The organism is Vibrio sp. 2433-A1 (assembly GCF_056726085.1).
The window spans coordinates 155,147-179,469 of sequence record NZ_JBRESC010000009.1 but is presented as its reverse complement, the minus strand read 5'-3'; the positions used below and the strand labels follow the sequence as shown (position 1 = coordinate 179,469).

The 24,323-nt window shown below is 42.8% G+C and carries 31 protein-coding genes; 15 read left to right on the top strand and 16 right to left on the bottom strand.

The genetic code is table 11. The annotated features are described in order from the left end of the window. Nucleotides 1-159: 159 nt before the first annotated feature. From ACU01J_RS11530 to ACU01J_RS11510, 5 genes are all read right to left on the bottom strand, one after another. Nucleotides 160-339, bottom strand: coding sequence for a hypothetical protein (locus ACU01J_RS11530; protein WP_481085839.1), 180 nt, complete (start codon nt 337-339; stop codon nt 160-162). Nucleotides 340-343: 4 nt separating this feature from the next. Continuing rightward, nucleotides 344-859 (bottom strand): hypothetical protein, encoded by a 516-nt coding sequence (locus tag ACU01J_RS11525; protein ID WP_481085838.1) that lies wholly within the window; start codon nt 857-859, stop codon nt 344-346. Further along, the gene (locus ACU01J_RS11520; RefSeq protein WP_481085837.1) at nt 846-1,082 is read right to left on the bottom strand and encodes a hypothetical protein; all 237 of its coding nucleotides are present in this window, start codon (nt 1,080-1,082) and stop codon (nt 846-848) included. Before ACU01J_RS11520 ends, ACU01J_RS11525 begins: the two co-directional genes overlap by 14 nt. Before the next feature lie 123 nt (nt 1,083-1,205). After that, nucleotides 1,206-1,490, bottom strand: a complete 285-nt coding sequence (locus ACU01J_RS11515; protein ID WP_481085836.1) for a single-stranded DNA-binding protein — start codon at nt 1,488-1,490, stop codon at nt 1,206-1,208. 96 nt (nt 1,491-1,586) lie between these two features. Continuing rightward, nucleotides 1,587-2,705 (bottom strand): phage/plasmid replication protein, II/X family, encoded by a 1,119-nt coding sequence (locus ACU01J_RS11510; protein WP_481085835.1) that lies wholly within the window; start codon nt 2,703-2,705, stop codon nt 1,587-1,589. 118 nt (nt 2,706-2,823) lie between these two features. Here ACU01J_RS11510 and ACU01J_RS11505 point away from each other — a divergent pair, with 118 nt between their 5' ends. After that, complete coding sequence (locus tag ACU01J_RS11505) at nt 2,824-3,246, top strand: helix-turn-helix domain-containing protein (RefSeq protein ID WP_481085834.1); 423 nt, start codon at nt 2,824-2,826, stop codon at nt 3,244-3,246. Nucleotides 3,247-3,755: 509 nt separating this feature from the next. Here ACU01J_RS11505 and ACU01J_RS11500 read toward each other — a convergent pair. From ACU01J_RS11500 to ACU01J_RS11475, 6 genes are all read right to left on the bottom strand, one after another. Further along, a complete protein-coding gene (locus tag ACU01J_RS11500) occupies nt 3,756-3,935 on the bottom strand; it encodes a hypothetical protein (protein WP_481085839.1) in 180 nt (59 codons plus the stop codon). Nucleotides 3,936-4,325: 390 nt separating this feature from the next. Beyond that, nucleotides 4,326-4,505, bottom strand: coding sequence for a hypothetical protein (locus ACU01J_RS11495; RefSeq protein ID WP_481085839.1), 180 nt, complete (start codon nt 4,503-4,505; stop codon nt 4,326-4,328). A gap of 4 nt (nt 4,506-4,509) precedes the next feature. After that, a complete protein-coding gene (locus ACU01J_RS11490; protein WP_481085838.1) occupies nt 4,510-5,025 on the bottom strand; it encodes a hypothetical protein in 516 nt (171 codons plus the stop codon). Beyond that, nucleotides 5,012-5,248, bottom strand: a complete 237-nt coding sequence (locus tag ACU01J_RS11485) for a hypothetical protein (protein WP_481085837.1) — start codon at nt 5,246-5,248, stop codon at nt 5,012-5,014. The genes ACU01J_RS11490 and ACU01J_RS11485 overlap by 14 nt, the downstream gene beginning before the upstream one ends. 123 nt (nt 5,249-5,371) lie before the next feature. Continuing rightward, nucleotides 5,372-5,656 (bottom strand): single-stranded DNA-binding protein, encoded by a 285-nt coding sequence (locus ACU01J_RS11480; RefSeq protein WP_481085836.1) that lies wholly within the window; start codon nt 5,654-5,656, stop codon nt 5,372-5,374. Nucleotides 5,657-5,752: 96 nt separating this feature from the next. Beyond that, nucleotides 5,753-6,871, bottom strand: a complete 1,119-nt coding sequence (locus ACU01J_RS11475) for a phage/plasmid replication protein, II/X family (protein WP_481085835.1) — start codon at nt 6,869-6,871, stop codon at nt 5,753-5,755. Between the two features lie 118 nt (nt 6,872-6,989). On the opposite strand from ACU01J_RS11475, the gene ACU01J_RS11470 reads away from it, so the two are divergent. Next, nucleotides 6,990-7,412: a helix-turn-helix domain-containing protein gene (locus tag ACU01J_RS11470; protein ID WP_481085834.1), complete on the top strand. Its 423-nt coding sequence runs from the start codon at nt 6,990-6,992 to the stop codon at nt 7,410-7,412. Nucleotides 7,413-8,099: 687 nt separating this feature from the next. Here ACU01J_RS11470 and ACU01J_RS11465 read toward each other — a convergent pair. Further along, entirely contained in the window at nt 8,100-8,462 is a 363-nt protein-coding gene (locus ACU01J_RS11465) for a hypothetical protein (RefSeq protein ID WP_481085833.1), read from the bottom strand. A gap of 257 nt (nt 8,463-8,719) precedes the next feature. Here ACU01J_RS11465 and ccoN point away from each other — a divergent pair, with 257 nt between their 5' ends. The 10 genes from ccoN (at nt 8,720) to uspE (ending at nt 17,676) form a co-directional block, all read left to right on the top strand. Next, the gene (ccoN, locus tag ACU01J_RS11460) at nt 8,720-10,147 is read left to right on the top strand and encodes a cytochrome-c oxidase, cbb3-type subunit I (RefSeq protein ID WP_481085832.1); all 1,428 of its coding nucleotides are present in this window, start codon (nt 8,720-8,722) and stop codon (nt 10,145-10,147) included. 12 nt (nt 10,148-10,159) lie between these two features. Next, a complete protein-coding gene (gene ccoO, locus ACU01J_RS11455) occupies nt 10,160-10,780 on the top strand; it encodes a cytochrome-c oxidase, cbb3-type subunit II (RefSeq protein WP_006878897.1) in 621 nt (206 codons plus the stop codon). A 12-nt stretch (nt 10,781-10,792) separates the two neighbouring features. Then, a complete protein-coding gene (locus ACU01J_RS11450) occupies nt 10,793-10,969 on the top strand; it encodes a cbb3-type cytochrome oxidase subunit 3 (protein ID WP_481085831.1) in 177 nt (58 codons plus the stop codon). Continuing rightward, the gene (gene ccoP / locus ACU01J_RS11445) at nt 10,966-11,943 is read left to right on the top strand and encodes a cytochrome-c oxidase, cbb3-type subunit III (RefSeq protein WP_481085830.1); all 978 of its coding nucleotides are present in this window, start codon (nt 10,966-10,968) and stop codon (nt 11,941-11,943) included. Before ACU01J_RS11450 ends, ccoP begins: the two co-directional genes overlap by 4 nt. A 105-nt stretch (nt 11,944-12,048) precedes the next feature. Next, nucleotides 12,049-12,528, top strand: coding sequence for a FixH family protein (locus tag ACU01J_RS11440; protein ID WP_481085846.1), 480 nt, complete (start codon nt 12,049-12,051; stop codon nt 12,526-12,528). A 9-nt stretch (nt 12,529-12,537) separates the two neighbouring features. Beyond that, nucleotides 12,538-14,910 (top strand): heavy metal translocating P-type ATPase, encoded by a 2,373-nt coding sequence (locus ACU01J_RS11435; protein WP_481085829.1) that lies wholly within the window; start codon nt 12,538-12,540, stop codon nt 14,908-14,910. Continuing rightward, nucleotides 14,911-15,075, top strand: a complete 165-nt coding sequence (gene ccoS, locus ACU01J_RS11430) for a cbb3-type cytochrome oxidase assembly protein CcoS (RefSeq protein ID WP_481085828.1) — start codon at nt 14,911-14,913, stop codon at nt 15,073-15,075. Next, nucleotides 15,072-15,743 carry a sulfite exporter TauE/SafE family protein gene (locus ACU01J_RS11425; RefSeq protein ID WP_481085827.1) on the top strand — a complete coding sequence of 224 codons (672 nt, stop codon included), beginning with the start codon at nt 15,072-15,074 and terminating at the stop codon, nt 15,741-15,743. The genes ccoS and ACU01J_RS11425 overlap by 4 nt, the downstream gene beginning before the upstream one ends. A gap of 91 nt (nt 15,744-15,834) precedes the next feature. Next, a complete protein-coding gene (locus ACU01J_RS11420) occupies nt 15,835-16,584 on the top strand; it encodes an FNR family transcription factor (RefSeq protein ID WP_049844079.1) in 750 nt (249 codons plus the stop codon). 144 nt (nt 16,585-16,728) lie between these two features. Beyond that, nucleotides 16,729-17,676 carry a universal stress protein UspE gene (gene uspE / locus ACU01J_RS11415; RefSeq protein WP_481085826.1) on the top strand — a complete coding sequence of 316 codons (948 nt, stop codon included), beginning with the start codon at nt 16,729-16,731 and terminating at the stop codon, nt 17,674-17,676. 65 nt (nt 17,677-17,741) lie between these two features. Here the strand turns inward: uspE and ttcA are convergent, their stop codons facing one another. The 4 genes from ttcA to ACU01J_RS11395 form a co-directional block, all read right to left on the bottom strand. Then, nucleotides 17,742-18,635 carry a tRNA 2-thiocytidine(32) synthetase TtcA gene (gene ttcA, locus ACU01J_RS11410; protein WP_004414053.1) on the bottom strand — a complete coding sequence of 298 codons (894 nt, stop codon included), beginning with the start codon at nt 18,633-18,635 and terminating at the stop codon, nt 17,742-17,744. Between the two features lie 200 nt (nt 18,636-18,835). Beyond that, nucleotides 18,836-19,495: a DUF2987 domain-containing protein gene (locus ACU01J_RS11405; protein WP_481085825.1), complete on the bottom strand. Its 660-nt coding sequence runs from the start codon at nt 19,493-19,495 to the stop codon at nt 18,836-18,838. Nucleotides 19,496-19,522: 27 nt separating this feature from the next. Continuing rightward, nucleotides 19,523-20,332 (bottom strand): glucosaminidase domain-containing protein, encoded by an 810-nt coding sequence (locus tag ACU01J_RS11400; protein WP_481085824.1) that lies wholly within the window; start codon nt 20,330-20,332, stop codon nt 19,523-19,525. Next, complete coding sequence (locus ACU01J_RS11395) at nt 20,325-21,128, bottom strand: hypothetical protein (RefSeq protein ID WP_481085823.1); 804 nt, start codon at nt 21,126-21,128, stop codon at nt 20,325-20,327. Before ACU01J_RS11395 ends, ACU01J_RS11400 begins: the two co-directional genes overlap by 8 nt. 379 nt (nt 21,129-21,507) lie before the next feature. Between ACU01J_RS11395 and potA the strand changes: the two genes are divergently transcribed. The 3 genes from potA to potC are packed head-to-tail and all read left to right on the top strand — an operon-like array spanning nt 21,508 to nt 24,252. Next, a complete protein-coding gene (gene potA, locus ACU01J_RS11390) occupies nt 21,508-22,641 on the top strand; it encodes a spermidine/putrescine ABC transporter ATP-binding protein PotA (protein WP_481085845.1) in 1,134 nt (377 codons plus the stop codon). After that, a complete protein-coding gene (gene potB / locus ACU01J_RS11385) occupies nt 22,622-23,482 on the top strand; it encodes a spermidine/putrescine ABC transporter permease PotB (protein WP_004416913.1) in 861 nt (286 codons plus the stop codon). Before potA ends, potB begins: the two co-directional genes overlap by 20 nt. Beyond that, nucleotides 23,482-24,252 (top strand): spermidine/putrescine ABC transporter permease PotC, encoded by a 771-nt coding sequence (gene potC, locus ACU01J_RS11380; protein ID WP_481085822.1) that lies wholly within the window; start codon nt 23,482-23,484, stop codon nt 24,250-24,252. The genes potB and potC overlap by 1 nt, the downstream gene beginning before the upstream one ends. Nucleotides 24,253-24,323: the final 71 nt, after the last annotated feature.

Here is a 24,323-nt window from a genome sequence, read left to right as displayed (position 1 = left end):
CCTAATACTCATTTTTCTGATTTCGTAGAAATCGGAAATCTGACTATTAGTTGAATGCTGTAACAGAAATCAAAAAGCCCAGATAAATGTAATTATCTGGGCTAAGGATTGCGGGAAGAATTACACTTCTTCCCTGTATTTGTCACCAGTGACCTGTGTCTAGAGTCGAGATATTAGCTTTGGTGATAAGTGGCTAGCGTATTCATGGTTGCAAAAGTCGCAACCGCACATTTGACCGCCACATTGACAAAACTCATCTTCGTTATGGAGCTCTGCGGTAAACGGGACAATCATTCCGCAGTCACCACAGACACAAAATCGCTTCTCTTGCTCTTCCATATGTTCACCTTATTTCTGATATGTCGTAAATGTAATCCGGCAGACCTTCCAGTCTTGAATTGAAATTAATGTATGACCTAACCGTGTCTTGGGGTATTTCCATCTTGTCGGAAATCTCTGGAGGCGTGAGTCCAGCATCGGAAAGTTGGCGACAAAGTTCAACGTCATCATCACTGTATTTTATGGGGCGAATTTGGCGATAGCGGCCAACAAGACCAAGGCGACGAACCCTGCACTTAACAGACTCTAGAGAGCGACCCAAATGGTTAGCAATATCTGACAAAGTGATGTTCCCTACACTCTTACGAATAAAGTCGTCGTCTGATGTTGAATAGGCTTTGCGTGGGTTTTTCCGGAAGGAAAAACCCCTGACTAAAGCAGCTTGTTTTACTGACTTTAACGAGCGACCAAGAGCTTGGGCGCATTCAATAGAGGTATGTGTTTTGCTCAGTTGAGCTAAATGATTGACCTCTTCATCCGTCCAATATCGATACGAAGCTGATTCTCTACGATTGCTCATGGTCAATACTCATAAAAGAACGCGCAGCTCGATAAAGTGAATCAGCGGAAATGCGAAGAAATGGAACGTCAGAAAAATCATTCATAAAAACAAGCAAATGTATGGTGTCTCCCTGACGAACAAATTTGCACTTAGTGGTTGGCCTTGAAAGTTGCAACAAACGCATTGGGGAAAATGTGGATAAGGAAACTGTTTGGTTTGAATCGAAAATTTGAATAGCCATTGACGCGTCCTTGTGAAAAAAGGCGCGGTGAAATTTCAAGGAGAACACCGCCCCTTTGACTTATAAGGAGCTTGGCTCAAGCCCCAAAGGACAAACGAAAGAGGAGCAAGAGCCAAGCGATTTTTATAATTCTGGTGCTTCTAAGGGTTCGATTAGTAAGCCGTAGCGTTTTAATTCAAGACCACCGAAGTTATTAACAAGGTAGCTAGAGCTATGGACTGTATAAGTTCCGGTAGCATATGGGGGTTGACCTTCTTCAAGTGACAGTTTCATTTCGACAGGGAATTTACCGCCCAGGTAAGCGTAAGCAGTTTGTTCATAAATATTGCGTGGTGGCTTACCATCCTTGCCTTGAATTACACGTGTAGAAATGCGCTCATCTTCTGGAAATACTTCAATTTTTAACATGTTAGAACCTCAATTTAGCCAAATAACGGATTGAATTATTGCTAGGCGTAACTCCATATGTGGCCCCCGCGCTGCGCGCAGAGACCACACAAAGAGTCACGCTACCGCCCTAAAGGGCAAAACGTTGGACTGGGCAACTTGAGGAAGTTGATACCAGTCAGGAACTGACAGAGGTTTTATTTCAATAACCTCTGAACGCTTAAGTGTTGGACACATGCGAGATACGTCGAATGGTCGGGAAATATCGATACCAATTTGCTTTAATCGACCCTTGTGGACGTAAAAATTAGAGTCAGATAGAACGTCTCGCAAATCTGTGCCATGTTGCCAAAGAGAGAAATAACTCATCGTGACATTGGCTTTTCTCAAGGTGTCGACTGCACCTGCATCTAGTAGTTGATGTGCGATTGATTGATGTTCGTCATGCGTTGCGTGTAGTGTGTTCATGGCGTTCTCGATATCTTTTAAATGTGCGTGAAAGTCTTGTTCAGTAACCAAGCCATAAAATTGTAAGTTGTGACGTTTTAGTAATTTCTGTCTTAAGCTGTGCTCTTCTCGCACTACGCCCTGCTCTTCACAGTATGTAATTAACTTATTGATATAATTGAGTTGTTCTTCGGTTGCACCGTTCTTTTTGCGTTTGCTTTTCTTTAGGTGTTTATTGAGTTCAAATGCTTTGCAGTAAAGTTTTGTCATCATCCATTCTGAAGCTTCACCCCAGTTACAAGTCATACCGTTAGGGTAAAGTTTGGGCTCTCGACCGCGACCAATTTGCATCGAGGACATACCGCGAATGAAAGAAGCTTCATGTCCCTTCCCGACCATGTGATTACGAGTCCAATCGATGAGGGTAATCTCTGCGCCATTACCGATAAGAGATGATGATTTACCATCAGGCGTTTGGCGGTGTTTGAGTTTGGTGTTTTTAGTGAATGGCGGTAAATCGTACTTGGCAAGAACGTGATTATAAACATCGACGCATTCGTCAATCGTATTCAAGCCAAAAAGATTATCCATACGCTGCCAACGTGAAGGGTTGCCCTCGACTCTGACTCGATTTCCGTTACAACGTATGGTCAATTTGGTGCTGTATGATCCTTCAAGTATTTTCTGATTCACGTTAGGAGGTAGCTTTTCCCCTGTTTCCATATCGACGCGCTCAATAACATGCGTCCCAACGAATGGAAGCCCACCGTCGGGATAGTCTTGTTGCATGAAAAGTTGGTCAATAAAGAAAGTCACAAAAAACCTGTCAATAGTGCTATAGAATGTTTTTTACTAATCCTCTAGGATTAGTTTTAAGTTCAAGGACTAATATAGGGGGTTATAATTCATGTTGCAACATGATTTTGAGGAAAATATTGTGGCTCTAGGCGATAATTTGAAGCGCTTGAGAAGAGATAAAAACTTAACTCAAGGTGAATTGGCAGATTTGAGTAATATTCGAGTCGGTCAAATATCAAAAATAGAAAGGAATGAAGTAGATCCTAAATTGAGTACAATTTATGGATTGATAAACGCATTAGGTTGCACGCCAAACTCTTTACTTAATGACGTTTCAGAGACAAATTTAGATGGTCTTATGGAGATGGTTCTGGAAAGAACCCTATCGTTATCAGATAAAGAAAAGACAACGTTAATCGATGTGATCGACAAATATTGCATGGCTGTAAGCATGCAGAAATTGATCGATAGAGAAGATAATAAAATATTAGGGATGACACCAATAAAAGGAAAGAACGAGGAGATGGTGTAATACTCCTAAATTCAGGAGTTAGTTCGGGTGTAACAGGAACCCGAACCTCTTCGAGGTCAAAATCTAAACAGTGGTGTGACCGTGGCATGGTTTAGGATTGGGAGAAATTCCGCTTCCTCGGTCTCGAACGCTTCGCTTACTCGACACTGTGGCGAGCGGTTGGACTGTAGGAGAATGCGTATTAGGCACATTATGTTACGGGCTTTCACCTTAAAAATGATTCTCGCTCCTAGCATGTACGAAGCGAGCTTCGACAATGAGCAAGGCACTCGCCCACATTTTTCTACGGCTCAGTTCGTCAGTGCTAGCGCAATGATACTGACGAAAAACCACTCAACATAATGATACTTCCTAATACTCATTTTTCTGATTTCGTAGAAATCGGAAATCTGACTATTAGTTGAATGCTGTAACAGAAATCAAAAAGCCCAGATAAATGTAATTATCTGGGCTAAGGATTGCGGGAAGAATTACACTTCTTCCCTGTATTTGTCACCAGTGACCTGTGTCTAGAGTCGAGATATTAGCTTTGGTGATAAGTGGCTAGCGTATTCATGGTTGCAAAAGTCGCAACCGCACATTTGACCGCCACATTGACAAAACTCATCTTCGTTATGGAGCTCTGCGGTAAACGGGACAATCATTCCGCAGTCACCACAGACACAAAATCGCTTCTCTTGCTCTTCCATATGTTCACCTTATTTCTGATATGTCGTAAATGTAATCCGGCAGACCTTCCAGTCTTGAATTGAAATTAATGTATGACCTAACCGTGTCTTGGGGTATTTCCATCTTGTCGGAAATCTCTGGAGGCGTGAGTCCAGCATCGGAAAGTTGGCGACAAAGTTCAACGTCATCATCACTGTATTTTATGGGGCGAATTTGGCGATAGCGGCCAACAAGACCAAGGCGACGAACCCCCTAATACTCATTTTTCTGATTTCGTAGAAATCGGAAATCTGACTATTAGTTGAATGCTGTAACAGAAATCAAAAAGCCCAGATAAATGTAATTATCTGGGCTAAGGATTGCGGGAAGAATTACACTTCTTCCCTGTATTTGTCACCAGTGACCTGTGTCTAGAGTCGAGATATTAGCTTTGGTGATAAGTGGCTAGCGTATTCATGGTTGCAAAAGTCGCAACCGCACATTTGACCGCCACATTGACAAAACTCATCTTCGTTATGGAGCTCTGCGGTAAACGGGACAATCATTCCGCAGTCACCACAGACACAAAATCGCTTCTCTTGCTCTTCCATATGTTCACCTTATTTCTGATATGTCGTAAATGTAATCCGGCAGACCTTCCAGTCTTGAATTGAAATTAATGTATGACCTAACCGTGTCTTGGGGTATTTCCATCTTGTCGGAAATCTCTGGAGGCGTGAGTCCAGCATCGGAAAGTTGGCGACAAAGTTCAACGTCATCATCACTGTATTTTATGGGGCGAATTTGGCGATAGCGGCCAACAAGACCAAGGCGACGAACCCTGCACTTAACAGACTCTAGAGAGCGACCCAAATGGTTAGCAATATCTGACAAAGTGATGTTCCCTACACTCTTACGAATAAAGTCGTCGTCTGATGTTGAATAGGCTTTGCGTGGGTTTTTCCGGAAGGAAAAACCCCTGACTAAAGCAGCTTGTTTTACTGACTTTAACGAGCGACCAAGAGCTTGGGCGCATTCAATAGAGGTATGTGTTTTGCTCAGTTGAGCTAAATGATTGACCTCTTCATCCGTCCAATATCGATACGAAGCTGATTCTCTACGATTGCTCATGGTCAATACTCATAAAAGAACGCGCAGCTCGATAAAGTGAATCAGCGGAAATGCGAAGAAATGGAACGTCAGAAAAATCATTCATAAAAACAAGCAAATGTATGGTGTCTCCCTGACGAACAAATTTGCACTTAGTGGTTGGCCTTGAAAGTTGCAACAAACGCATTGGGGAAAATGTGGATAAGGAAACTGTTTGGTTTGAATCGAAAATTTGAATAGCCATTGACGCGTCCTTGTGAAAAAAGGCGCGGTGAAATTTCAAGGAGAACACCGCCCCTTTGACTTATAAGGAGCTTGGCTCAAGCCCCAAAGGACAAACGAAAGAGGAGCAAGAGCCAAGCGATTTTTATAATTCTGGTGCTTCTAAGGGTTCGATTAGTAAGCCGTAGCGTTTTAATTCAAGACCACCGAAGTTATTAACAAGGTAGCTAGAGCTATGGACTGTATAAGTTCCGGTAGCATATGGGGGTTGACCTTCTTCAAGTGACAGTTTCATTTCGACAGGGAATTTACCGCCCAGGTAAGCGTAAGCAGTTTGTTCATAAATATTGCGTGGTGGCTTACCATCCTTGCCTTGAATTACACGTGTAGAAATGCGCTCATCTTCTGGAAATACTTCAATTTTTAACATGTTAGAACCTCAATTTAGCCAAATAACGGATTGAATTATTGCTAGGCGTAACTCCATATGTGGCCCCCGCGCTGCGCGCAGAGACCACACAAAGAGTCACGCTACCGCCCTAAAGGGCAAAACGTTGGACTGGGCAACTTGAGGAAGTTGATACCAGTCAGGAACTGACAGAGGTTTTATTTCAATAACCTCTGAACGCTTAAGTGTTGGACACATGCGAGATACGTCGAATGGTCGGGAAATATCGATACCAATTTGCTTTAATCGACCCTTGTGGACGTAAAAATTAGAGTCAGATAGAACGTCTCGCAAATCTGTGCCATGTTGCCAAAGAGAGAAATAACTCATCGTGACATTGGCTTTTCTCAAGGTGTCGACTGCACCTGCATCTAGTAGTTGATGTGCGATTGATTGATGTTCGTCATGCGTTGCGTGTAGTGTGTTCATGGCGTTCTCGATATCTTTTAAATGTGCGTGAAAGTCTTGTTCAGTAACCAAGCCATAAAATTGTAAGTTGTGACGTTTTAGTAATTTCTGTCTTAAGCTGTGCTCTTCTCGCACTACGCCCTGCTCTTCACAGTATGTAATTAACTTATTGATATAATTGAGTTGTTCTTCGGTTGCACCGTTCTTTTTGCGTTTGCTTTTCTTTAGGTGTTTATTGAGTTCAAATGCTTTGCAGTAAAGTTTTGTCATCATCCATTCTGAAGCTTCACCCCAGTTACAAGTCATACCGTTAGGGTAAAGTTTGGGCTCTCGACCGCGACCAATTTGCATCGAGGACATACCGCGAATGAAAGAAGCTTCATGTCCCTTCCCGACCATGTGATTACGAGTCCAATCGATGAGGGTAATCTCTGCGCCATTACCGATAAGAGATGATGATTTACCATCAGGCGTTTGGCGGTGTTTGAGTTTGGTGTTTTTAGTGAATGGCGGTAAATCGTACTTGGCAAGAACGTGATTATAAACATCGACGCATTCGTCAATCGTATTCAAGCCAAAAAGATTATCCATACGCTGCCAACGTGAAGGGTTGCCCTCGACTCTGACTCGATTTCCGTTACAACGTATGGTCAATTTGGTGCTGTATGATCCTTCAAGTATTTTCTGATTCACGTTAGGAGGTAGCTTTTCCCCTGTTTCCATATCGACGCGCTCAATAACATGCGTCCCAACGAATGGAAGCCCACCGTCGGGATAGTCTTGTTGCATGAAAAGTTGGTCAATAAAGAAAGTCACAAAAAACCTGTCAATAGTGCTATAGAATGTTTTTTACTAATCCTCTAGGATTAGTTTTAAGTTCAAGGACTAATATAGGGGGTTATAATTCATGTTGCAACATGATTTTGAGGAAAATATTGTGGCTCTAGGCGATAATTTGAAGCGCTTGAGAAGAGATAAAAACTTAACTCAAGGTGAATTGGCAGATTTGAGTAATATTCGAGTCGGTCAAATATCAAAAATAGAAAGGAATGAAGTAGATCCTAAATTGAGTACAATTTATGGATTGATAAACGCATTAGGTTGCACGCCAAACTCTTTACTTAATGACGTTTCAGAGACAAATTTAGATGGTCTTATGGAGATGGTTCTGGAAAGAACCCTATCGTTATCAGATAAAGAAAAGACAACGTTAATCGATGTGATCGACAAATATTGCATGGCTGTAAGCATGCAGAAATTGATCGATAGAGAAGATAATAAAATATTAGGGATGACACCAATAAAAGGAAAGAACGAGGAGATGGTGTAATACTCCTAAATTCAGGAGTTAGTTCGGGTGTAACAGGAACCCGAACCTCTTCGAGGTCAAAATCTAAACAGTGGTGTGACCGTGGCATGGTTTAGGATTGGGAGAAATTCCGCTTCCTCGGTCTCGAACGCTTCGCTTACTCGACACTGTGGCGAGCGGTTGGACTGTAGGAGAATGCGTATTAGGCACATTATGTTACGGGCTTTCACCTTAAAAATGATTCTCGCTCCTAGCATGTACGAAGCGAGCTTCGACAATGAGCAAGGCACTCGCCCACATTTTTCTACGGCTCAGTTCGTCAGTGCTAGCGCAATGATACTGACGAAAAACCACTCAACATAATGATACTTCCTAATAATCAGTATTTATAATCTTACGATTCTAATACTGATTATTAGCGACTGAGTCCTACGTGAAATGTTCACGTTTCTCTAAGTTAAGTTAGTATTTCTTGTTTTAGAGGTAACATTTCACTTGAGTTGGAATATTACTGACATTACCTTCTTATTCTTGCATTTAATCAATCAATTAGCAGTTCGCCATTCCAGTTTTCGCTATGTTTCAAATGACGAGGCTATTAGAGGCGAAGATGACGATGGTGTTGTGCCATCGCCTGATTAAATTTAACTCTTTGGTTATAAATTGACTGACAGCGTCACTAGATCCATATGTTTGGTAATCTATTGATTAGATTTTAAATTTAACACCTGTTAGGTTTATTTGTTCTAAATCCGACAGTTCGATTTCGAACGTAGAGTCGCCATTTGGATAAATTTCCCATGAGTCGTCCTTTTCGAGAATAGTTGCGTTACTACTCTTGGGTTGTATCACCCAATTATTTGATGGTTTTACTAACACTATCTTATTTTTTACTTTTTGCGCATAGAATTGAGTACTTTTAACAGTAAAAGTACAATTTGGTTTCAACTGACACTCTACAGATTTGGACTCATCAAATGTGATCGTACGCCAAATAAACACGCCTATAAGTAGGGTTAACATGATGATTATTTGAACAAAACGCCCTCGTGTAAGTTTTTCGGCAGCCATTCTGCGGTGTTCTCCGTGTAACAAACTTCAAAGTTTTAAAATAAAAGGCCAAAACCAGACCGACTGTAAGGTTACTACTCTGTCATTGAATTGTTAAATGCAGTATAGTTGGCGGCTGAAAATGCCACTTTTTATTAAAATCGGCAAGAATAATTAACTGACTGTTTCAGTTTATCTTTCTTTATGGTTTGGGTGGCATTACGACATGTGTCGTGTTGGAAGTAAAGTGTAGTTAATTAGAAATTGGAAGCATGCAAATGAGCCAAGAAAAGCAGCTTGAACAAAACTACAACTATACCGTCGTTCGTCAGTTTACCTTAGTGACCATTCTCTGGGGTATTGTCGGTATGGCTGTTGGTGTTTTGATTGCCGCTCAATTAGTTTGGCCACAGCTAAACTTTGATACGCCGTGGTTGACGTATAGTCGCTTACGTCCTCTGCATACTAATGCGGTTATTTTCGCGTTCGGTACAAGTGCCCTATTCGCAACGTCTTATTACGTTGTTCAGCGTACCTGTCAGCAACGTTTATTTGGTGGCCCTCTTGTCGCCTTTACCTTCTGGGGTTGGCAAGCCATTATCCTAGCCGCCGCAATCACCCTACCACTTGGTTTTACCTCGGGTAAGGAATACGCGGAACTAGAGTGGCCAATCGACATTGCCATCGCAGTTGTCTGGGTTTCTTACGCGATTGTGTTCTTTGGAACATTGATCACTCGTAGAACCTCACACATCTATGTAGCAAACTGGTTCTTCGGTGCCTTTATTATCACTGTTGCGGTATTACACATCGTAAACAGCATGGCGATCCCTGTATCTATGGGTAAATCATACTCGATTTATTCTGGTGCAGTAGACGCAATGGTTCAGTGGTGGTACGGACACAATGCGGTAGGTTTCCTACTGACAGCTGGTTTCCTAGGTATGATGTACTACTTTGTCCCTAAGCAAGCTGAACGTCCCGTTTATTCATACCGTTTGTCTATCGTTCACTTCTGGGCACTTATCTCTCTATACATTTGGGCTGGCCCACACCACCTACACTACACTGCTCTTCCAGATTGGACGCAGTCACTAGGTATGGTTATGTCACTGGTACTATTTGCTCCTTCTTGGGGGGGGATGATTAACGGTATCATGACGTTATCAGGTGCTTGGCACAAACTACGTTATGACCCAATTCTTCGTTTCCTAATCGTGTCTTTATCGTTCTACGGTATGTCCACTTTCGAAGGTCCTATGATGTCTATTAAGACAGTTAACGCACTGTCTCACTACACTGACTGGACAATCGGTCACGTTCACTCTGGCGCTTTAGGTTGGGTTGCAATGGTATCAATCGGTTCGGTATACCACCTTGTTCCTAAGCTATTTGGCCAAGAGCGTATGTACTCTGTAAGCATGGTTAACACGCACTTCTGGCTAGCAACTATCGGTACAGTTCTGTACATCGTTGCTATGTGGATCTCTGGTGTTATGCAGGGCCTAATGTGGCGTGCAGTTAACTCTGACGGTACATTGACTTACAGTTTCGTTGAATCTGTACAAGCGTCTTACCCATTCTACTTCGTACGTTTCATAGGTGGTTTCATCTTCCTAGCAGGTATGTTCCTAATGGCATACAACACGTACAAGACAGTAAGTGCGCCAAAAGATAGCCTAAAAGCTATCCCACAACCGGCATAAGGAGATTTAAGAATGAGTTCAAATTCTAACAATCGCCACGAAATTGTTGAACGCAATGTCGGTTTACTAGCGATTCTTATCGTTTTTGCAATCAGTTTGGGGGCTCTTGTAGAGATCACTCCTCTGATTTTCCAAAAACAAACAACAGAGCCTGTTGAGAACTTACGTCCTTATACAGCCCTCGAAATGGAAGGTCGTGACGTATACATCCGTGAAGGTTGTAATGTATGTCACAGCCAGATGATTCGTCCATTCCGTTCTGAAACAGAGCGTTACGGTCACTACTCTGTTGCTGGTGAAAGTGTATATGAGCACCCATTCCTTTGGGGCTCTAAGCGTACAGGTCCTGACCTAGCACGCGTTGGTGGTCGTTACTCTGATGAGTGGCACCGCGTTCACCTAATTGACCCACGTGAGTTGGTTCCTGAGTCAAACATGCCAGGTTTCCCATGGCTTGAAGAGAACGTTCTTGATGGTAAGGATACTCAGAAGAAGCTAACTATCTTCCGTGATCAGTTTGGTGTTCCATACACTGATGAGCAAATTGCAAACGCGTCTAAAGATGTAGAAGGTAAAACTGAGATGGATGCCATCATCGCTTACCTTCAGTCTCTTGGTCACGCAATGAAATAATAAGGGGTGATTATGGATATCGGTACTATTCACAGTATTTGGACCATAGTGCTTTTCGTAAGCTTTATAGGCGTTGTTTGGTGGGCTTATGGTAAGAACCGTAAGTCTCGTTTCGACGAAGCCGCAAACCTTGTATTCGCTGATGAAGAGCAAGCACCTTCAAAAGAACAAGGAGTGACTAAGCAATGACTACATTTTGGAGTCTTTGGATAATCATCATTACAGTCGGTACGTTAGTTGGCTGTGCTGTGATCCTTTATTGGTGCCTTAAGGATAAGATGGGCGTCGAGGAAGGTGCAGACATGGGCCACGAATACGATGGTATTCGTGAGCTTAACAACCCGCTACCGAAATGGTGGACTTACCTATTTGTTGGTACGTTTATCTTCGCTGCGATTTACCTAACGCTTTACCCAGGCCTAGGTAACTTTAAGGGCGTTCTAGGTTGGCAGAGTTCTGACCAAACCGTTCGTTCGATTGAAGAATCAAAAGCGTCAATTGCGGCCTCTCAACAAAACAAGCAGCTGGTTCAATACGCTAAAGAGCTTGACGATGCAGACACCTACTTTGGTGAAGCATTCAAAAAGCTTGCATACGTAGATGGCTCAACTGAACTGCGCCCTATCCCTGAAATTGCTGCGGATAACGAAGCAGTAAAAGTTGGTCAACGTTTGTTCCTACAGAACTGTTCTCAGTGTCACGGTTCTGATGCTCGTGGTTTGAAAGGCTTCCCTAACCTGACTGATGACGCTTGGCTATACGGCGGTGAACCAGAAGCTATCGTTACAACGGTAATGCAGGGCCGAATCGGTCAAATGCCAGCCTGGAAAGATGCACTAGGTGAGCAAGGAGTGAAAGAAGTTGTGAGCTACACGCTAAGCCTATCTGGTCGTTCTGTTAACGCTAAAGAAGCTGAGGCTGGTAAAGCTCGTTTCGTTGTGTGTGCAGCGTGTCACGGTACAGATGGTAAAGGTAACCCAGCAGTGGGTGCACCTGACCTAACTGACCAAGACTGGCTATTTGGTGGTTCACGTGCTGATGTAACTGAAACAGTAATGAACGGTCGTTCAGGCGTAATGCCAGCTTGGAAAGATATTCTAGGTGAAGACAAAGTTCAGCTTGTTTCTGCTTATGTTTGGAGCCTAAGCAACTCGGAACAATAAGTTACATTTCAATAACAGCCCCTTACTCTCTATAGATGGTAATGGGGCTGTCTTTCCTTTACAGTTAAAGCCCTAATTTATTTCAAATTTTTATCGAGAACTATGATGGAAAAGCCTTGGTATAAGCAGTTTTGGCCGTGGTTTATACTCTCCCTAACGGTCGGGGTCTCTATATTAACTTTGGTTCGAGTCGCGATACTTACAAGCCACTCAGTTTATCTGGTGACTGAGGATTACTATAAAAAAGGTAAAGGGATCAACGTCGACATATCGAGAATCAACGTTGCTAAAGAACTAGGTCTTGATGCTAGTATTCGCGCTGAAGGCGACACTGTAGTGATTCAATTTAATAGAGGCCAGCTAGATCACTATCCTGCGATCACCGCTATGTTTGCTCACCGTACTCTCCCTGATCATGACTTCTCTAGACTCATTACATCTGATGCTCGCGGTACTTACCGATTCAAGCTTGATAACGAGCTTCAGGGTCCATGGTTTATTGAACTGACTCCACATGACGAAAAATGGTTAATCCAAGGTCGCGTTGAGTTCCCAACTTCTTCAGCAGTACAACTATCCAATTAAGAAACGTCTATGTGTAAATCCTGTTATCACTGTGGTGAAGATGTACCAGCCAACACGGATTTCAAAGTGGAAATTTTGGGCGACATTAGAGATATGTGTTGCCCAGGCTGTGAGACGGTAGCTCAGACTATCGTTGACAGCGGTTTGGTCTCTTACTATCAATATCGAACTGCCCCGGCTGAAAAAGCCGATCTTGTCCCCGAGCAACTACAAGCCCTAATTCATTATGACAATGATGATGTCCAAGCTGAGTTTGTACGGAATAGCGAAAACCGCTCCGAAGTGACACTGTCACTTGAGGGGGTCTCATGTGCCGCTTGTGCATGGTTGATTGAAAAACAAGTCGCAGCTAATAAGGGCGTGTTGTCTATACGCGTCAATACGACCACCAATCGTGCCCTTCTCGCATGGGACAAAACCGAGACTCGCTTAAGTGAGCTGCTCGCTTCGATTCATCGTCTCGGCTATAAGGCCGCGCCATTTGAAGCTGATAAACAAGAAGCCGCCTACCACGAGCAAATGAAGCAATATCTATATCGATTGGGTATTGCGGGTCTTGCAACCATGCAAGTTATGATGCTTGCGGTTGCGCTTTACCTTGAGGTGTTTGGCGACCTCGAGCCTGAATTTAAAAACTATTTCCGCTGGGTAAGCTTGATTTTCGCCACCCCGGTTATGCTTTACTCTGCTCTGCCTTTTTATATCAACGCATGGCGTAGTCTCCGCAGTCGAACATTGGGTATGGATGTGCCCGTGTCTATTGCAATGATCTTCGCTTATTTTGCAAGCCTAGTGGCGACAGTGACTGAGCAAGGTGAAGTATTCTTTGAATCGATCTCGATGTTCGCTTTCTTCTTGCTAGTTGGTCGTTTCTTAGAAATGCGTGCGCGTCGTAAAGCCGCTGCCGCGAGTGGCAATTTGTTGAAGCTTATTCCTGCTATAGCTAACAAGCTAAACGGTGATCAGGTACCGGTTAAGACGCTGAAAGTTGGTGACCAAATCCGCGTTCTACCGGGTGAGCATATTCCCGCTGACGGCAAGATTCTGTCAGGCCGCGTTCATGTTGACGAATCGATGCTTACGGGCGAATCTTTACCGGTAGTAAAACAAGTCGATGATTACGTTTTTGCTGGTACTCTTAATGGTGAAGATTCATTCGAACTAGAGGTAACCTCTTCAAAAGCAGACTCAATGATCTCAAACATTGTCCGCTTGCAAGATGAAGCGCAGCTTTCTAAACCAAAAATCGCAGAAATCGCTGATGTTGTCGCTCGATACTTCGTCGCCGTGATACTTATTGTTGCTGCTGCTACCTGGTTCTTCTGGCATTCAAGTCGCCCAGACGATGCGTTTTGGATTATGTTGTCTGTACTGGTCGCGACGTGTCCTTGTGCCCTTTCATTGGCGACACCAACGGCGCTGACATGTGCTACCTCTCGAATGGGGAACCTAGGTATTCTTCTGCGTAAGAGTCATGTTTTCGAAACCCTGTGTAAGGTTAATCACCTTATCGTTGATAAGACAGGGACTCTGACTCATGGCGATATTGAAATTGATCAAGTTCAACTGTTTGGTGATTTTTCTGAGCAACAGGTTTTGGCCATTGCTGCATCACTAGAATCTCACGCAAACCACCCTATTGCCCGTGCTTTTAAGCCTTACTTAGATCGCACAGTAAAAGTCGATGATGTAGAGAATGTTATCGGTTCCGGTATCGTCGGTTCACTAGATTCAAAGCAAGTTAAAATCGGTAGCGCAAGTTATGTATTAGGCGATAACCAATCTGCTCAAGCGAATACTGTTTACTTATCTGTAGACGGCGTTCACGTCGCTAACTTTGTTTACCGAGACCCTATCCGATCTGAAACGAAAGAGTTTATTGAAAAGTTCCAGCAATCAGGTGTCAAGGTGACGCTTCTTACAGGTGATACCAAAGAAAACGCCGAAATCGTCGCTTCACAAATTGGCATAGAACATGTTGTTGCTGGAGCTAAACCACAAGACAAATTGGCTTACCTTAAGGGTACTGATAAAGGCGATATTACCATGATGATTGGTGACGGAATCAATGATGCGCCGACGCTTGCGGGTGCACACCTTTCTGTCGCAATGGGTGGTGGTGCCGACGTCGCTAAAGCTTCAGCTGATATGGTTCTTTTAGGCGATCGACTTGATAGAATTCTTGAAGCGAGAGAGCTTGCTCAGCAAACGCGTCGAATCATTAAAGAGAACTTGGCGTGGTCACTTGGCTACAACTTGCTAATACTTCCTTTGGCCGTTGCGGGTTTTGTTGCACCATATTTTGCGGTAGTCGGTATGTCTGCCAGCTCAATTATTGTAATATCTAACTCTCTTCGTTTGCTTAAAGAAAAAGGTAGATAGATGGAAAGCCTTTATATACTGATCCCTATTGCTATAGTGTTGGTTTGTGTTGCTGTAGCAATCTTCTTGTGGGCCGTAAAAAGCGAACAATTTGAAGACCTTGAACGTCAAGGGCACAATATCTTATTCGATGAAGACGAGCGCAAAGAGAATCTCCCTAAATGAGCCCTGATTGGATTGGCGCTTTCTTAATCGGTTTAATTGGTGCTGGCCATTGTATGGGAATGTGTGGAGGTATTGCCTCCATGCTAACCATCGGCCAATCACAACCATCTAAAACGATTCCACTTTTTTACAATTCCGGCCGCCTACTCAGTTACGCTTTTATTGGTGCTATTGTTGGTGGCACCGTCGCTTCAATCAGCGAAGTTAGTTCCCTCAACAATGCACTAACGTGGTTAAGGCTTGCAGCAGCAGTGTTTATGGTGTTGTTGGCGTGCTATATAGGTCGATGGTGGCAAGGGTTACTAGTGGTTGAGAAACTGGGTCAGACACTATGGCGCTTTATCGCGCCTGCAGGGAAATCTCTTCTGCCATTAAAATCCTCTATTCACGCGATACCTTTCGGTTTCGTATGGGGTTGGCTGCCTTGTGGTTTGGTTTACTCTACATTAACGTGGTCGGCCGTGTCCGGTAGTGCATTGAACGGAGCGCTAATTATGCTCTCATTTGGCCTAGGCACACTACCTGCGATGTTACTGATGGGCTTCGGAGCTACATATTTACATAAACTGCAACAATCTCAAATTTTCCGTAACCTTGGCGCTCTAATTTTATTAACTTATGGCCTATACACAGGCTATGGCGCAATAATTTTATTATCAATAAGTTGATAGATTGCTGTTTTTCCCCACCTTTTTTCACTACCCTTTGTAGATAATGAATGCTAAAATATTGATGTATATCAAATAGTGAAAGGTTGTTATGATTTCTGAAAAGCCTGCAACAAAGCGCATTCAGTCTGGTGGTTGTGCGATTCATTGCCAAGATTGTAGTATTAGCCAACTTTGTATTCCATTTACGTTAAATGAATCAGAGCTCGATCAGCTTGACCAAATCATTGAACGCAAAAAGCCAATTCAAAAAGGTCAAGAGCTGTTCAAAGCGGGAGACGAACTAAAGTCTCTTTACGCAATTCGTTCAGGCACGATCAAAAGCTATACGATTACTGAGCAAGGTGATGAGCAAATCACAGCCTTCCACTTAGCAGGTGATCTTGTAGGTTTTGATGCAATCACTGGCGACCTTCACCCTAGTTTCGCTCAAGCGCTAGAGACATCAATGGTGTGTGAAATTCCATACGAAACCCTTGATGACTTGTCTGGTAAGATGCCTAAGCTGCGTCAGCAAATCATGCGCCTGATGAGTAACGAAATTAAAGGTGACCAAGAAATGATTCTATTGCTTTCTAAAAAGAATGCCGAAGAGCGTTTAGCGGCATTCCTTTACAACCTTTCAACGCGTTTCTCGCAACGCGGATTTAGCCCTCGTGAATTCCGTTTAACCATGACTCGTGGTGATATTGGTAACTACCTAGGACTAACCGTTGAAACGATTTCTCGCCTACTTGGCCGCTTCCAAAAGTCAGAAATCTTAAGCGTTAAAGGTAAATACATCACTATCTTAGATCACGACGCTCTGATGGAACTCGCTGGCGTTTCAACAGAATCATAATACCTTTCAATAATGTAGCTCACTATTCATTACGATAATGAGCTACATCATAATTCTTTCAAATTCCTCAATATTTTTCTAAAACTCTCCTTCGAACTAAGCTACATTAATCATATACCCCTCCTCGCCCTTAAGGAGTTTAATATGAGCATCTACAATAAAATTCTAGTTGTTGCAGATATCAACAAAGATGAGCAGCCTGCGTTGGCTCGTGCTATGCAACTTGCTTCTAAAAGCCGTTCTCCTAGTCGAGTGACATTCTTTCTCTCTATCTACGACTTCTCTTACGATATGACATCTATGCTATCGACTGACGAAAGAGATGCCATGCGTCGAGGTGTTATTCACCAACGTGAACAATGGATGCAAAAAATCGCCAAAGATTACGTTCTAGAGGGTGTTGAATTTGAAGTACGAGTTGTCTGGCACAACAGACCTTATGAAGCGATTATCGCTGAGGTTTTTTCTGGCAGTCACGATATTGTTATCAAAGGAACGCGTAAGCACGACGTTTTAGAGTCAGTTATTTTCACCCCTACCGATTGGCACTTGCTACGCAAATGTCCTTGCCCTGTATTACTGATCAAAAATGCAGAATGGCCAGAAAACTCAAGTATTCTCGCATCAGTGCATGTGGGTTCTGAAAACGATACCCACCTAGGTCTTAATGATTCTATGGTAGAGCAGCTAAACAGCTTGACTGAACGTCTTAATGCCAAGCCTTATTTAGTCAACGCCTACCCAGTTACTCCAGCAAATATCACGATTGAACTGCCTGAGTTTGATCCTACTACCTATACTGATGCGGTACGCGGCCATCACTTAACAGCGATGAAAGCACTACGCCAGAAACATGGTTACGATGAAGAGCAGACAATTGTAGAGCAAGGTTTACCTGAAGATGTCATTCCTGAAGCTGCCGAAAAACTAAATGCAGCGATGGTAATCGTCGGTACAACCGGCCGAACAGGACTATCTGCAGTCTTTATCGGTAATACTGCAGAGCATGTTATCGATAAGATTAATTGTGATGTCTTGGCGCTTAAACCGGATGGTTATATCAGCCCTCTCGACCCTAAGACCGCTATCTAACGCGCTTTAGATAAATAAAAAGGAAGATAGTCACTATTTTCCTTTTTTATATCTGTAGCCATTGCTTAGATGTTAGTTACATCGATAAACATGGACTCATCAATGTTGGTTGAAGAGACAATCGCTTCGCTAAACTCGTACTCTTCGCGGCTACCTTCACGATCAAGCGGAAGGTTTTCAAAATCGAATAGATTTTTATCTGCAAGCTGGCTTGGACTCACGTTTTGGATTGACTTGAAGATTGCTTCCACACGACCTGGTGTCTTCTTATCCCAATCAATAAGCATTGCTTTGATTGATTGGCGCTGAAGGTTTTCCTGCGAGCCACATAGGTTACATGGAATGATCGGGAACTCTTTATGTTCAGCGTACTTAATAAGATCTTTCTCACGACAGTATGTTAATGGACGAATAACCACGTTACGGCCATCATCTGAACGTAGCTTTGGTGGCATTGCCTTTAAGCGTGAACCGTGGAACATGTTTAGGAACATTGTTTCTACGATGTCATCTAGGTGGTGTCCAAGAGCCAGTTTTGTTGCACCAATTTTCTCAGCGAATGAGTAAAGCGTACCACGACGCAGACGAGAACATAGGCCACACGTTGTCTTACCTTCCGGCACTTTCTCTTTAACAACCGAGTATGTGTCTTTGTCGACAATGTAGTAAGGAATGTTCAGCGTTTCGAAGTAATCTGGCAGGATGTGCTCAGGAAAGCCAGGTTGCTTCTGATCTAAGTTAACAGCCACAACTTCAAACTTAATTGGTGCTGCTTTTTGTAGATTCAATAGGATATCCAGCATCGCAAATGAATCTTTACCACCACTAATACACGCCATAACCACATCACCTTCTTCGATCATGTTGTAGTCAGTAATGGCATTTCCAACGTTTCTTCTCAGACGCTTCTGAAGTTTGTTGAATTCTAGGGTTTCTTTTCTTGTGTCTTTTTCGTTCATTGCGAGCTCTCATATTGCCGAAAAATCGACAGTAGGACTTCCTAACGTGTTTTCTTGGGGCGTGGATTATACGAGCTTTTTACTGAGGATTAAATGCCTGTGTCGTTATAGGCAGACAAAAGTGGACGAATACTGATACAAGTTAACTTTGTCATGCGCTAATAACAATAAAGGCCGCTTGTGCGACCTTTATTTGGTTTCTAGTTTGCTTTTGGCAAGTAAGGTAAGACTCTTGCTGTCTCAGCGGGTAGCGTCATTGTGCCTCCCTTACCGATTTCTGAGAGTGCAACTTGCGCTTTTCCATTAACGATCTCTTTCGTTGAGCCATTAGAAAACTTGATTGTAGAGTTTAGGTTATTTGGAAACTCTAGAGTCACGCCCTCTACATCAGGAGTAAAGTAACTCGCGAACATTCCACCTAGTTGCTCAAGAATAACCTGCATCTGTGGTAACAAGGCTTCTACTTGGTCGTAGCTAATCTCACCAGACATCGGCTCTTTCGTCATGACTACCATAGAAAAGTCACAGCGTGTATCCATTGGTGTATGTACGAATACCAGTGGGTTTGCTGAACGCAGATTATTGTCTAATGGCACTAACACTTCGTTATAAGGAGAAATGGTTAGCTCTTCATAATGTTCTTCTTTTTCCATCCACGCTTTTTCAATGTTACACAGCTTTTTGGTGTCAGCATTAAGGAAGAAGAACCCAACCTTCACATCATCATGCCCCTCTTTCGCATTCTGCTTCATATGAGAGTAGAGTTTAGAGTAGGTAAACATGTATTCTTGAGCTTGAGTAGGTAAAGCAACAGCGCTGCTTAACGCGGCTGCTAAAATCGCTAACGATACTTTTTTCATTGTTTGTTTTCTTTTAGAGTTGGCGGTTTAGTTTGCTGGAGATTCCCAGAAATGCTCATTATGCCTAATCATAGCTTGTAGATCGCTGACATATGCTTCACCACGTTCAGAGTATTTTATTAAGCCATTACTCAAAGAAATCGCCGCTTTAGTGTCAGTCAAGTCCTGACCAGAAAGGTGGCGTTGATAGCGTATTTCTCTCAGTGCTTCGTAAGCTTTATTGCGATTTACATTCATGAAATAGCCATGAATAGATTGTTGTACTGAGCTAAACTTGGCGACTTCATGGGTCATCCCATCTGTTCGATGCTGAGGGACTAAACCACAACCTTTGCTATAACACCACTGACCAAAATAATTATTTGCATGGATAGCGAAACGTGACGTTCCCCAAGCTGATTCGTTAGCACCTTGGACCAAAACGAGTGCCTCTGGTATAACATCAACACGATGAAGCATCGTGTTTAACCATTCTTTAGTAACTCCACCCTCAGGTACTTCTACGTCATAACGCTTACCTAGGTCAATTGCATAACTTTGGTCTTCTTGCTCAAGTGATTGCTCATCAAAATGCTCTTTAAGTTGCTCTAAACGTGATCTTTCTTCAACAATACGTTGGTTTTCTAAAGCAATACCGGGTCTTAAATAATCGAAGAACGCTTGCTTTTTCTGCTTCACATCACTGAACTTTGAGAAATCTGGAGCATTGCCAACTGCTTGCGCAGTTACTGCGGTGTTACTTTGTGACTGTTGAGGTTGAGATTGCTTATAACCATAAAAACTACACCCAGCAATAATGCCGGCTACGGAGATTGCAATAAATTTTTTCTTATGCATTGAAAACTTCTGGGTTGTCATCGTTGTCATCTTTATTTTTTGGTCGGTCGGAGGCAATTATTTTCAATTTAATGCCAAACATGTTGCGGTAGATAATGCCTTTTATGTGGAAGAAAAAAGGTAAGACGAAAATTAGCCCTAGCCCGTAGAACATCATTCCTAGAACAAACATGATGGTAACTAGTGAGTAGATCCCTGCTAATACAATAATCTTTTTATTCACCGCTCGTAGAGACAGTAACAAAGATTGCATAGGCGGGATCTGCTTCTCACAGATTAACAGAATTGCATTGCTGAACGCTAGAGACAGGTATAGAGAAAGGAATGGGAAGATCATTCCAGCAATACCTTGAAGCAATAGGCTAAACAACGTCGCCAGAATGACCGGCATTGTATATTGCAAGCCCTTCCCAATATGGCGCGGTTTAGTCGCTAGTCCTGCAGCGTGACTCATCGCCATCAAGCTGATTCCGGCGTAAATGGGCGCGCTGATGACTTCATAGCTGAAGTTTGCAACCATAATGGCATTGAAGATACTCGGGTCAAACGCTTCAGGATTAGTGAAAGCCTCAAGAATGATCCCCGGGTTACCAAGCTGCAGTTTTAACGCGATATAAAAAATCGCTAACTGCAAAGCGATTAAGATAATAATAGACGGAGAGAAAGATAAAAAGTTCTTAACGGTGTGTTGCCACGCTTCCTTTATTACCTCACCAGCTTTAAGTTCGTAGTCACCTGACAGAGCACGTTCTACGCTACCGCCTAAGTTGAAGTCTTTTTCAATGTCGTTATTCATTCTTGAGCCTAGTGCTTAGTTTACGAAAACCAAGCTAACTTGTTGATAGAAAATTGCATTCATTATACTGCAAGCGAGCAAAGTCTAAAATCAGTTCTCAGCTTGTGACTTGCTTTCTTGACTATTTGGTTGATAATTAACCACCAAACGCATCACTTCAATGCCTTAATCGTGAGCGACACTACGGAAATTATCTTCTTCATACGCTGTTTAATAGGCGTATGGAGAGTATGGTAAGGAATGTTTACTTTTACCTGCAAAATTTTTTCTGTTTCAAGATAAGAAAATGCTTTGATTTCACACTTTTGGTGATTATGATGCGCGCCTCTAATTTGTGTAACGACAGGTCATTTTCTTAAATGATTTACAAATGACCAAGGTGGGAGAAAAACAGACGTTGAACGCTAAACAAAAAGCAGAGCAACCAGTTATTCGTTTGACTGGTATCAGTAAAAGTTTTGATGGTAAAGAAATCATCGGTAATCTTAGTCTAGATGTTAACCACGGTGAGTTTCTTACGATACTTGGTCCATCTGGATGCGGTAAAACAACCGTTTTAAGGATGATTGCCGGTTTCGAAACCGCTGATAATGGTGAGATCATTCTAGATAGTCAGAATGTTACATCAGTTCCTGCTGAACAAAGGCACGTCAACACTGTATTCCAAAGTTACGCACTTTTCCCTCATATGACGGTATTTGAGAACGTAGCCTTTGGCCTACGCATGCAGAAAGTACCATCAGCAGACATTGAACCACGCGTTATGGAAGCATTACGTATGGTACGCCTAGAGAAAATGGCTCAACGTAAACCACATCAGCTTTCTGGTGGTCAGCAGCAGCGCATCGCTATTGCTCGCGCAGTAGTAAATAAGCCAAAAGTACTGCTACTTGATGAGTCGCTATCCGCACTTGACTACAAACTGCGTAAACAGATGCAGATCGAGCTGAAACAGCTTCAGCGTCAACTAGGCATTACATTTATCTTCGTAACACACGATCAAGAAGAAGCATTGTCGATGTCTGACCGCATTATCGTTATGCGTGATGGTGTCATTGAACAAGATGGGTCTCCTCGTGAAATTTACGAAGAACCGAAGAACCTATTTGTTGCTCGCTTTATCGGCGAAATCAACGTGTTCAACGCAACCATGATTGAGCGTATCGATGATAAATGCATCCGCGCAGCGATCGAAGGCGTAGAATCAGTGGTTTACTATGATAAAGACGCAGCCGCTGGCGACAACCTACAAGTCCTGCTTCGCCCAGAAGACTTACGTATCGAAGAGATCAAAGAGTCAGAGCAAAAAGGCATCGTCGGCCACGTTACTGAGCGTACTTATAAAGGTATGACTTTAGACTCTGTAGTCGAACTTGAGTCTGGTATGCGTGTAATGGTAAGTGAGTTCTTCAACGAAGATGATCCTGACGTTGACCACTCTCTTGGTCAAAAGGTTGCTATCACTTGGGTAGAGAGCTGGGAGGTGGTGTTAAATGATAAGCAAGAAGCTTAATCTTCAAAACGCGATCATCACGCTTATCGTAGGTTGGCTAACGCTTTTCGTTTTGGTGCCAAACTTAATGATTATTGGTACCAGCTTCCTGACTCGTGATGAAGCAAACTTGATTGAGATGACCTTCACGCTAGATAACTATCTACGCTTGATGGATCCCCTATACGCCAAGGTACTACTCCACTCTTTCTACATGGCAATTGTTGCGACACTGCTGTGTTTGGTGATTGGTTACCCATTCGCGTATATCGTGGCTAAGATGCCAGAGAAATGGCGTCCAATTATGTTGTTCTTGGTGATTGTTCCATTTTGGACTAACTCACTAATTCGCACTTACGGTCTGAAAATCGTATTGGGTACGCAAGGTATCTTGAATAAATCTCTGATGGCGATGGAGATTATCGATAAGCCAATGAGACTGATGTACACAGAAACAGCAGTAATGATCGGTTTAGTGTATATCTTGTTACCGTTTATGATTCTTCCGCTCTATTCTGCTATCGAAAAACTTGACGATACTTATGTAGAAGCAGCCAAAGACTTAGGCGCGAACAAGTTCCAGATCTTCACCAAGGTGACTTTACCTCTGACGATGCCTGGCATTATCGGTGGCTGTTTACTTGTTCTACTGCCTGCTCTTGGAATGTTCTACATTTCAGATCTTCTAGGCGGCGCGAAGAATCTACTGATTGGTAATGTGATTAAGAGCCAAGTTCTTAATGCACGTGACTGGCCATTTGGTGCAGCAACCAGTATTGCTCTAACCATTGCGATGGCTGTGATGCTATATGCCTACTACAGAGCGGGTAAGCTATTGAATAAGAAAGTGGAGCTAGACTGATGGGACGTGCAGTTAGATTTAGCTTTATGACATTGGTGTATGCATTTCTGTATTTGCCAATCATTGTACTAATCGCCAACTCATTCAATGCCAACAAATTTGGTATGAAATGGGGAGGCTTCACCACTAAGTGGTACGAAACCTTAGTTAATAACGACAGCTTGATGCAAGCCGCATGGCACTCATTGAATATCGCCGTATTCTCTGCAACTGTAGCGACCATCATTGGTAGTTTAACGGCGGTTGCCCTATTCCGTTACTCTTTTAAAGGTAAAGGAATCGTCAATGGGATGCTTTTTGTCGTGATGATGTCGCCTGACATCGTAATGGCAATATCACTGCTGGCGCTGTTCTTAGTAATGGGTGCTCAACTTGGTTTCTTAACCTTATTGATCGCGCACATTACGTTCTGCCTACCGTTTGTTGTTGTAACGGTGTACAGCCGATTGAATGGTTTTGATGTCAAGATGCTGGAAGCAGCAAAAGATCTTGGCGCAAATGAATGGGTTATTTTGAAACAGATTATTTTGCCGCTTGCTAAACCAGCGGTTGCTGCGGGTTGGTTATTGAGCTTCACCCTGTCATTGGACGACGTGATCATCAGTTCATTTGTGACAGGCCCAACGTATGAAATATTACCATTGAAGATTTATTCGATGGTGAAAGTCGGCATTTCACCAGAAGTGAATGCCTTAGCAACAGTCATGCTGATTGTTTCTTTAATTCTTGTGGTAACTTCTCAGTTGCTAGCAAGGGAGAAAGTGAAGTAGAATCGCTTTCACTTTAACGAAACAGAATGGCATTTTGTCATTCTGTTTTTCTATCTACTGCCTTAAAAACA

What these genes read in the sequence shown, in the direction of transcription:
- ACU01J_RS11525 (WP_481085838.1), bottom strand. Translation starts at nt 859, where the DNA reads ATGAGCAATCGTAGAGAATCAGCTTCGTATCGATATTGGACGGATGAA.
- ACU01J_RS11505 (WP_481085834.1), top strand. Translation starts at nt 2,824, where the DNA reads ATGTTGCAACATGATTTTGAGGAAAATATTGTGGCTCTAGGCGATAAT.
- ACU01J_RS11465 (WP_481085833.1), bottom strand. Translation starts at nt 8,462, where the DNA reads ATGGCTGCCGAAAAACTTACACGAGGGCGTTTTGTTCAAATAATCATC.
- ACU01J_RS11515 (WP_481085836.1), bottom strand. Translation starts at nt 1,490, where the DNA reads ATGTTAAAAATTGAAGTATTTCCAGAAGATGAGCGCATTTCTACACGT.
- ACU01J_RS11520 (WP_481085837.1), bottom strand. Translation starts at nt 1,082, where the DNA reads ATGGCTATTCAAATTTTCGATTCAAACCAAACAGTTTCCTTATCCACA.
- ttcA (WP_004414053.1), bottom strand. Translation starts at nt 18,635, where the DNA reads ATGAACGAAAAAGACACAAGAAAAGAAACCCTAGAATTCAACAAACTT.
- ACU01J_RS11530 (WP_481085839.1), bottom strand. Translation starts at nt 339, where the DNA reads ATGGAAGAGCAAGAGAAGCGATTTTGTGTCTGTGGTGACTGCGGAATG.
- ccoN (WP_481085832.1), top strand. Translation starts at nt 8,720, where the DNA reads ATGAGCCAAGAAAAGCAGCTTGAACAAAACTACAACTATACCGTCGTT.
- ccoP (WP_481085830.1), top strand. Translation starts at nt 10,966, where the DNA reads ATGACTACATTTTGGAGTCTTTGGATAATCATCATTACAGTCGGTACG.
- potB (WP_004416913.1), top strand. Translation starts at nt 22,622, where the DNA reads ATGATAAGCAAGAAGCTTAATCTTCAAAACGCGATCATCACGCTTATC.
- ACU01J_RS11435 (WP_481085829.1), top strand. Translation starts at nt 12,538, where the DNA reads ATGTGTAAATCCTGTTATCACTGTGGTGAAGATGTACCAGCCAACACG.
- ACU01J_RS11420 (WP_049844079.1), top strand. Translation starts at nt 15,835, where the DNA reads ATGATTTCTGAAAAGCCTGCAACAAAGCGCATTCAGTCTGGTGGTTGT.
- ACU01J_RS11500 (WP_481085839.1), bottom strand. Translation starts at nt 3,935, where the DNA reads ATGGAAGAGCAAGAGAAGCGATTTTGTGTCTGTGGTGACTGCGGAATG.
- ACU01J_RS11485 (WP_481085837.1), bottom strand. Translation starts at nt 5,248, where the DNA reads ATGGCTATTCAAATTTTCGATTCAAACCAAACAGTTTCCTTATCCACA.
- ACU01J_RS11495 (WP_481085839.1), bottom strand. Translation starts at nt 4,505, where the DNA reads ATGGAAGAGCAAGAGAAGCGATTTTGTGTCTGTGGTGACTGCGGAATG.
- ACU01J_RS11490 (WP_481085838.1), bottom strand. Translation starts at nt 5,025, where the DNA reads ATGAGCAATCGTAGAGAATCAGCTTCGTATCGATATTGGACGGATGAA.
- ACU01J_RS11450 (WP_481085831.1), top strand. Translation starts at nt 10,793, where the DNA reads ATGGATATCGGTACTATTCACAGTATTTGGACCATAGTGCTTTTCGTA.
- potC (WP_481085822.1), top strand. Translation starts at nt 23,482, where the DNA reads ATGGGACGTGCAGTTAGATTTAGCTTTATGACATTGGTGTATGCATTT.
- uspE (WP_481085826.1), top strand. Translation starts at nt 16,729, where the DNA reads ATGAGCATCTACAATAAAATTCTAGTTGTTGCAGATATCAACAAAGAT.
- ACU01J_RS11440 (WP_481085846.1), top strand. Translation starts at nt 12,049, where the DNA reads ATGGAAAAGCCTTGGTATAAGCAGTTTTGGCCGTGGTTTATACTCTCC.
- ACU01J_RS11400 (WP_481085824.1), bottom strand. Translation starts at nt 20,332, where the DNA reads ATGCATAAGAAAAAATTTATTGCAATCTCCGTAGCCGGCATTATTGCT.
- ccoO (WP_006878897.1), top strand. Translation starts at nt 10,160, where the DNA reads ATGAGTTCAAATTCTAACAATCGCCACGAAATTGTTGAACGCAATGTC.
- ACU01J_RS11480 (WP_481085836.1), bottom strand. Translation starts at nt 5,656, where the DNA reads ATGTTAAAAATTGAAGTATTTCCAGAAGATGAGCGCATTTCTACACGT.
- ACU01J_RS11475 (WP_481085835.1), bottom strand. Translation starts at nt 6,871, where the DNA reads ATGCAACAAGACTATCCCGACGGTGGGCTTCCATTCGTTGGGACGCAT.
- ccoS (WP_481085828.1), top strand. Translation starts at nt 14,911, where the DNA reads ATGGAAAGCCTTTATATACTGATCCCTATTGCTATAGTGTTGGTTTGT.
- ACU01J_RS11425 (WP_481085827.1), top strand. Translation starts at nt 15,072, where the DNA reads ATGAGCCCTGATTGGATTGGCGCTTTCTTAATCGGTTTAATTGGTGCT.
- ACU01J_RS11405 (WP_481085825.1), bottom strand. Translation starts at nt 19,495, where the DNA reads ATGAAAAAAGTATCGTTAGCGATTTTAGCAGCCGCGTTAAGCAGCGCT.
- ACU01J_RS11395 (WP_481085823.1), bottom strand. Translation starts at nt 21,128, where the DNA reads ATGAATAACGACATTGAAAAAGACTTCAACTTAGGCGGTAGCGTAGAA.
- ACU01J_RS11470 (WP_481085834.1), top strand. Translation starts at nt 6,990, where the DNA reads ATGTTGCAACATGATTTTGAGGAAAATATTGTGGCTCTAGGCGATAAT.
- ACU01J_RS11510 (WP_481085835.1), bottom strand. Translation starts at nt 2,705, where the DNA reads ATGCAACAAGACTATCCCGACGGTGGGCTTCCATTCGTTGGGACGCAT.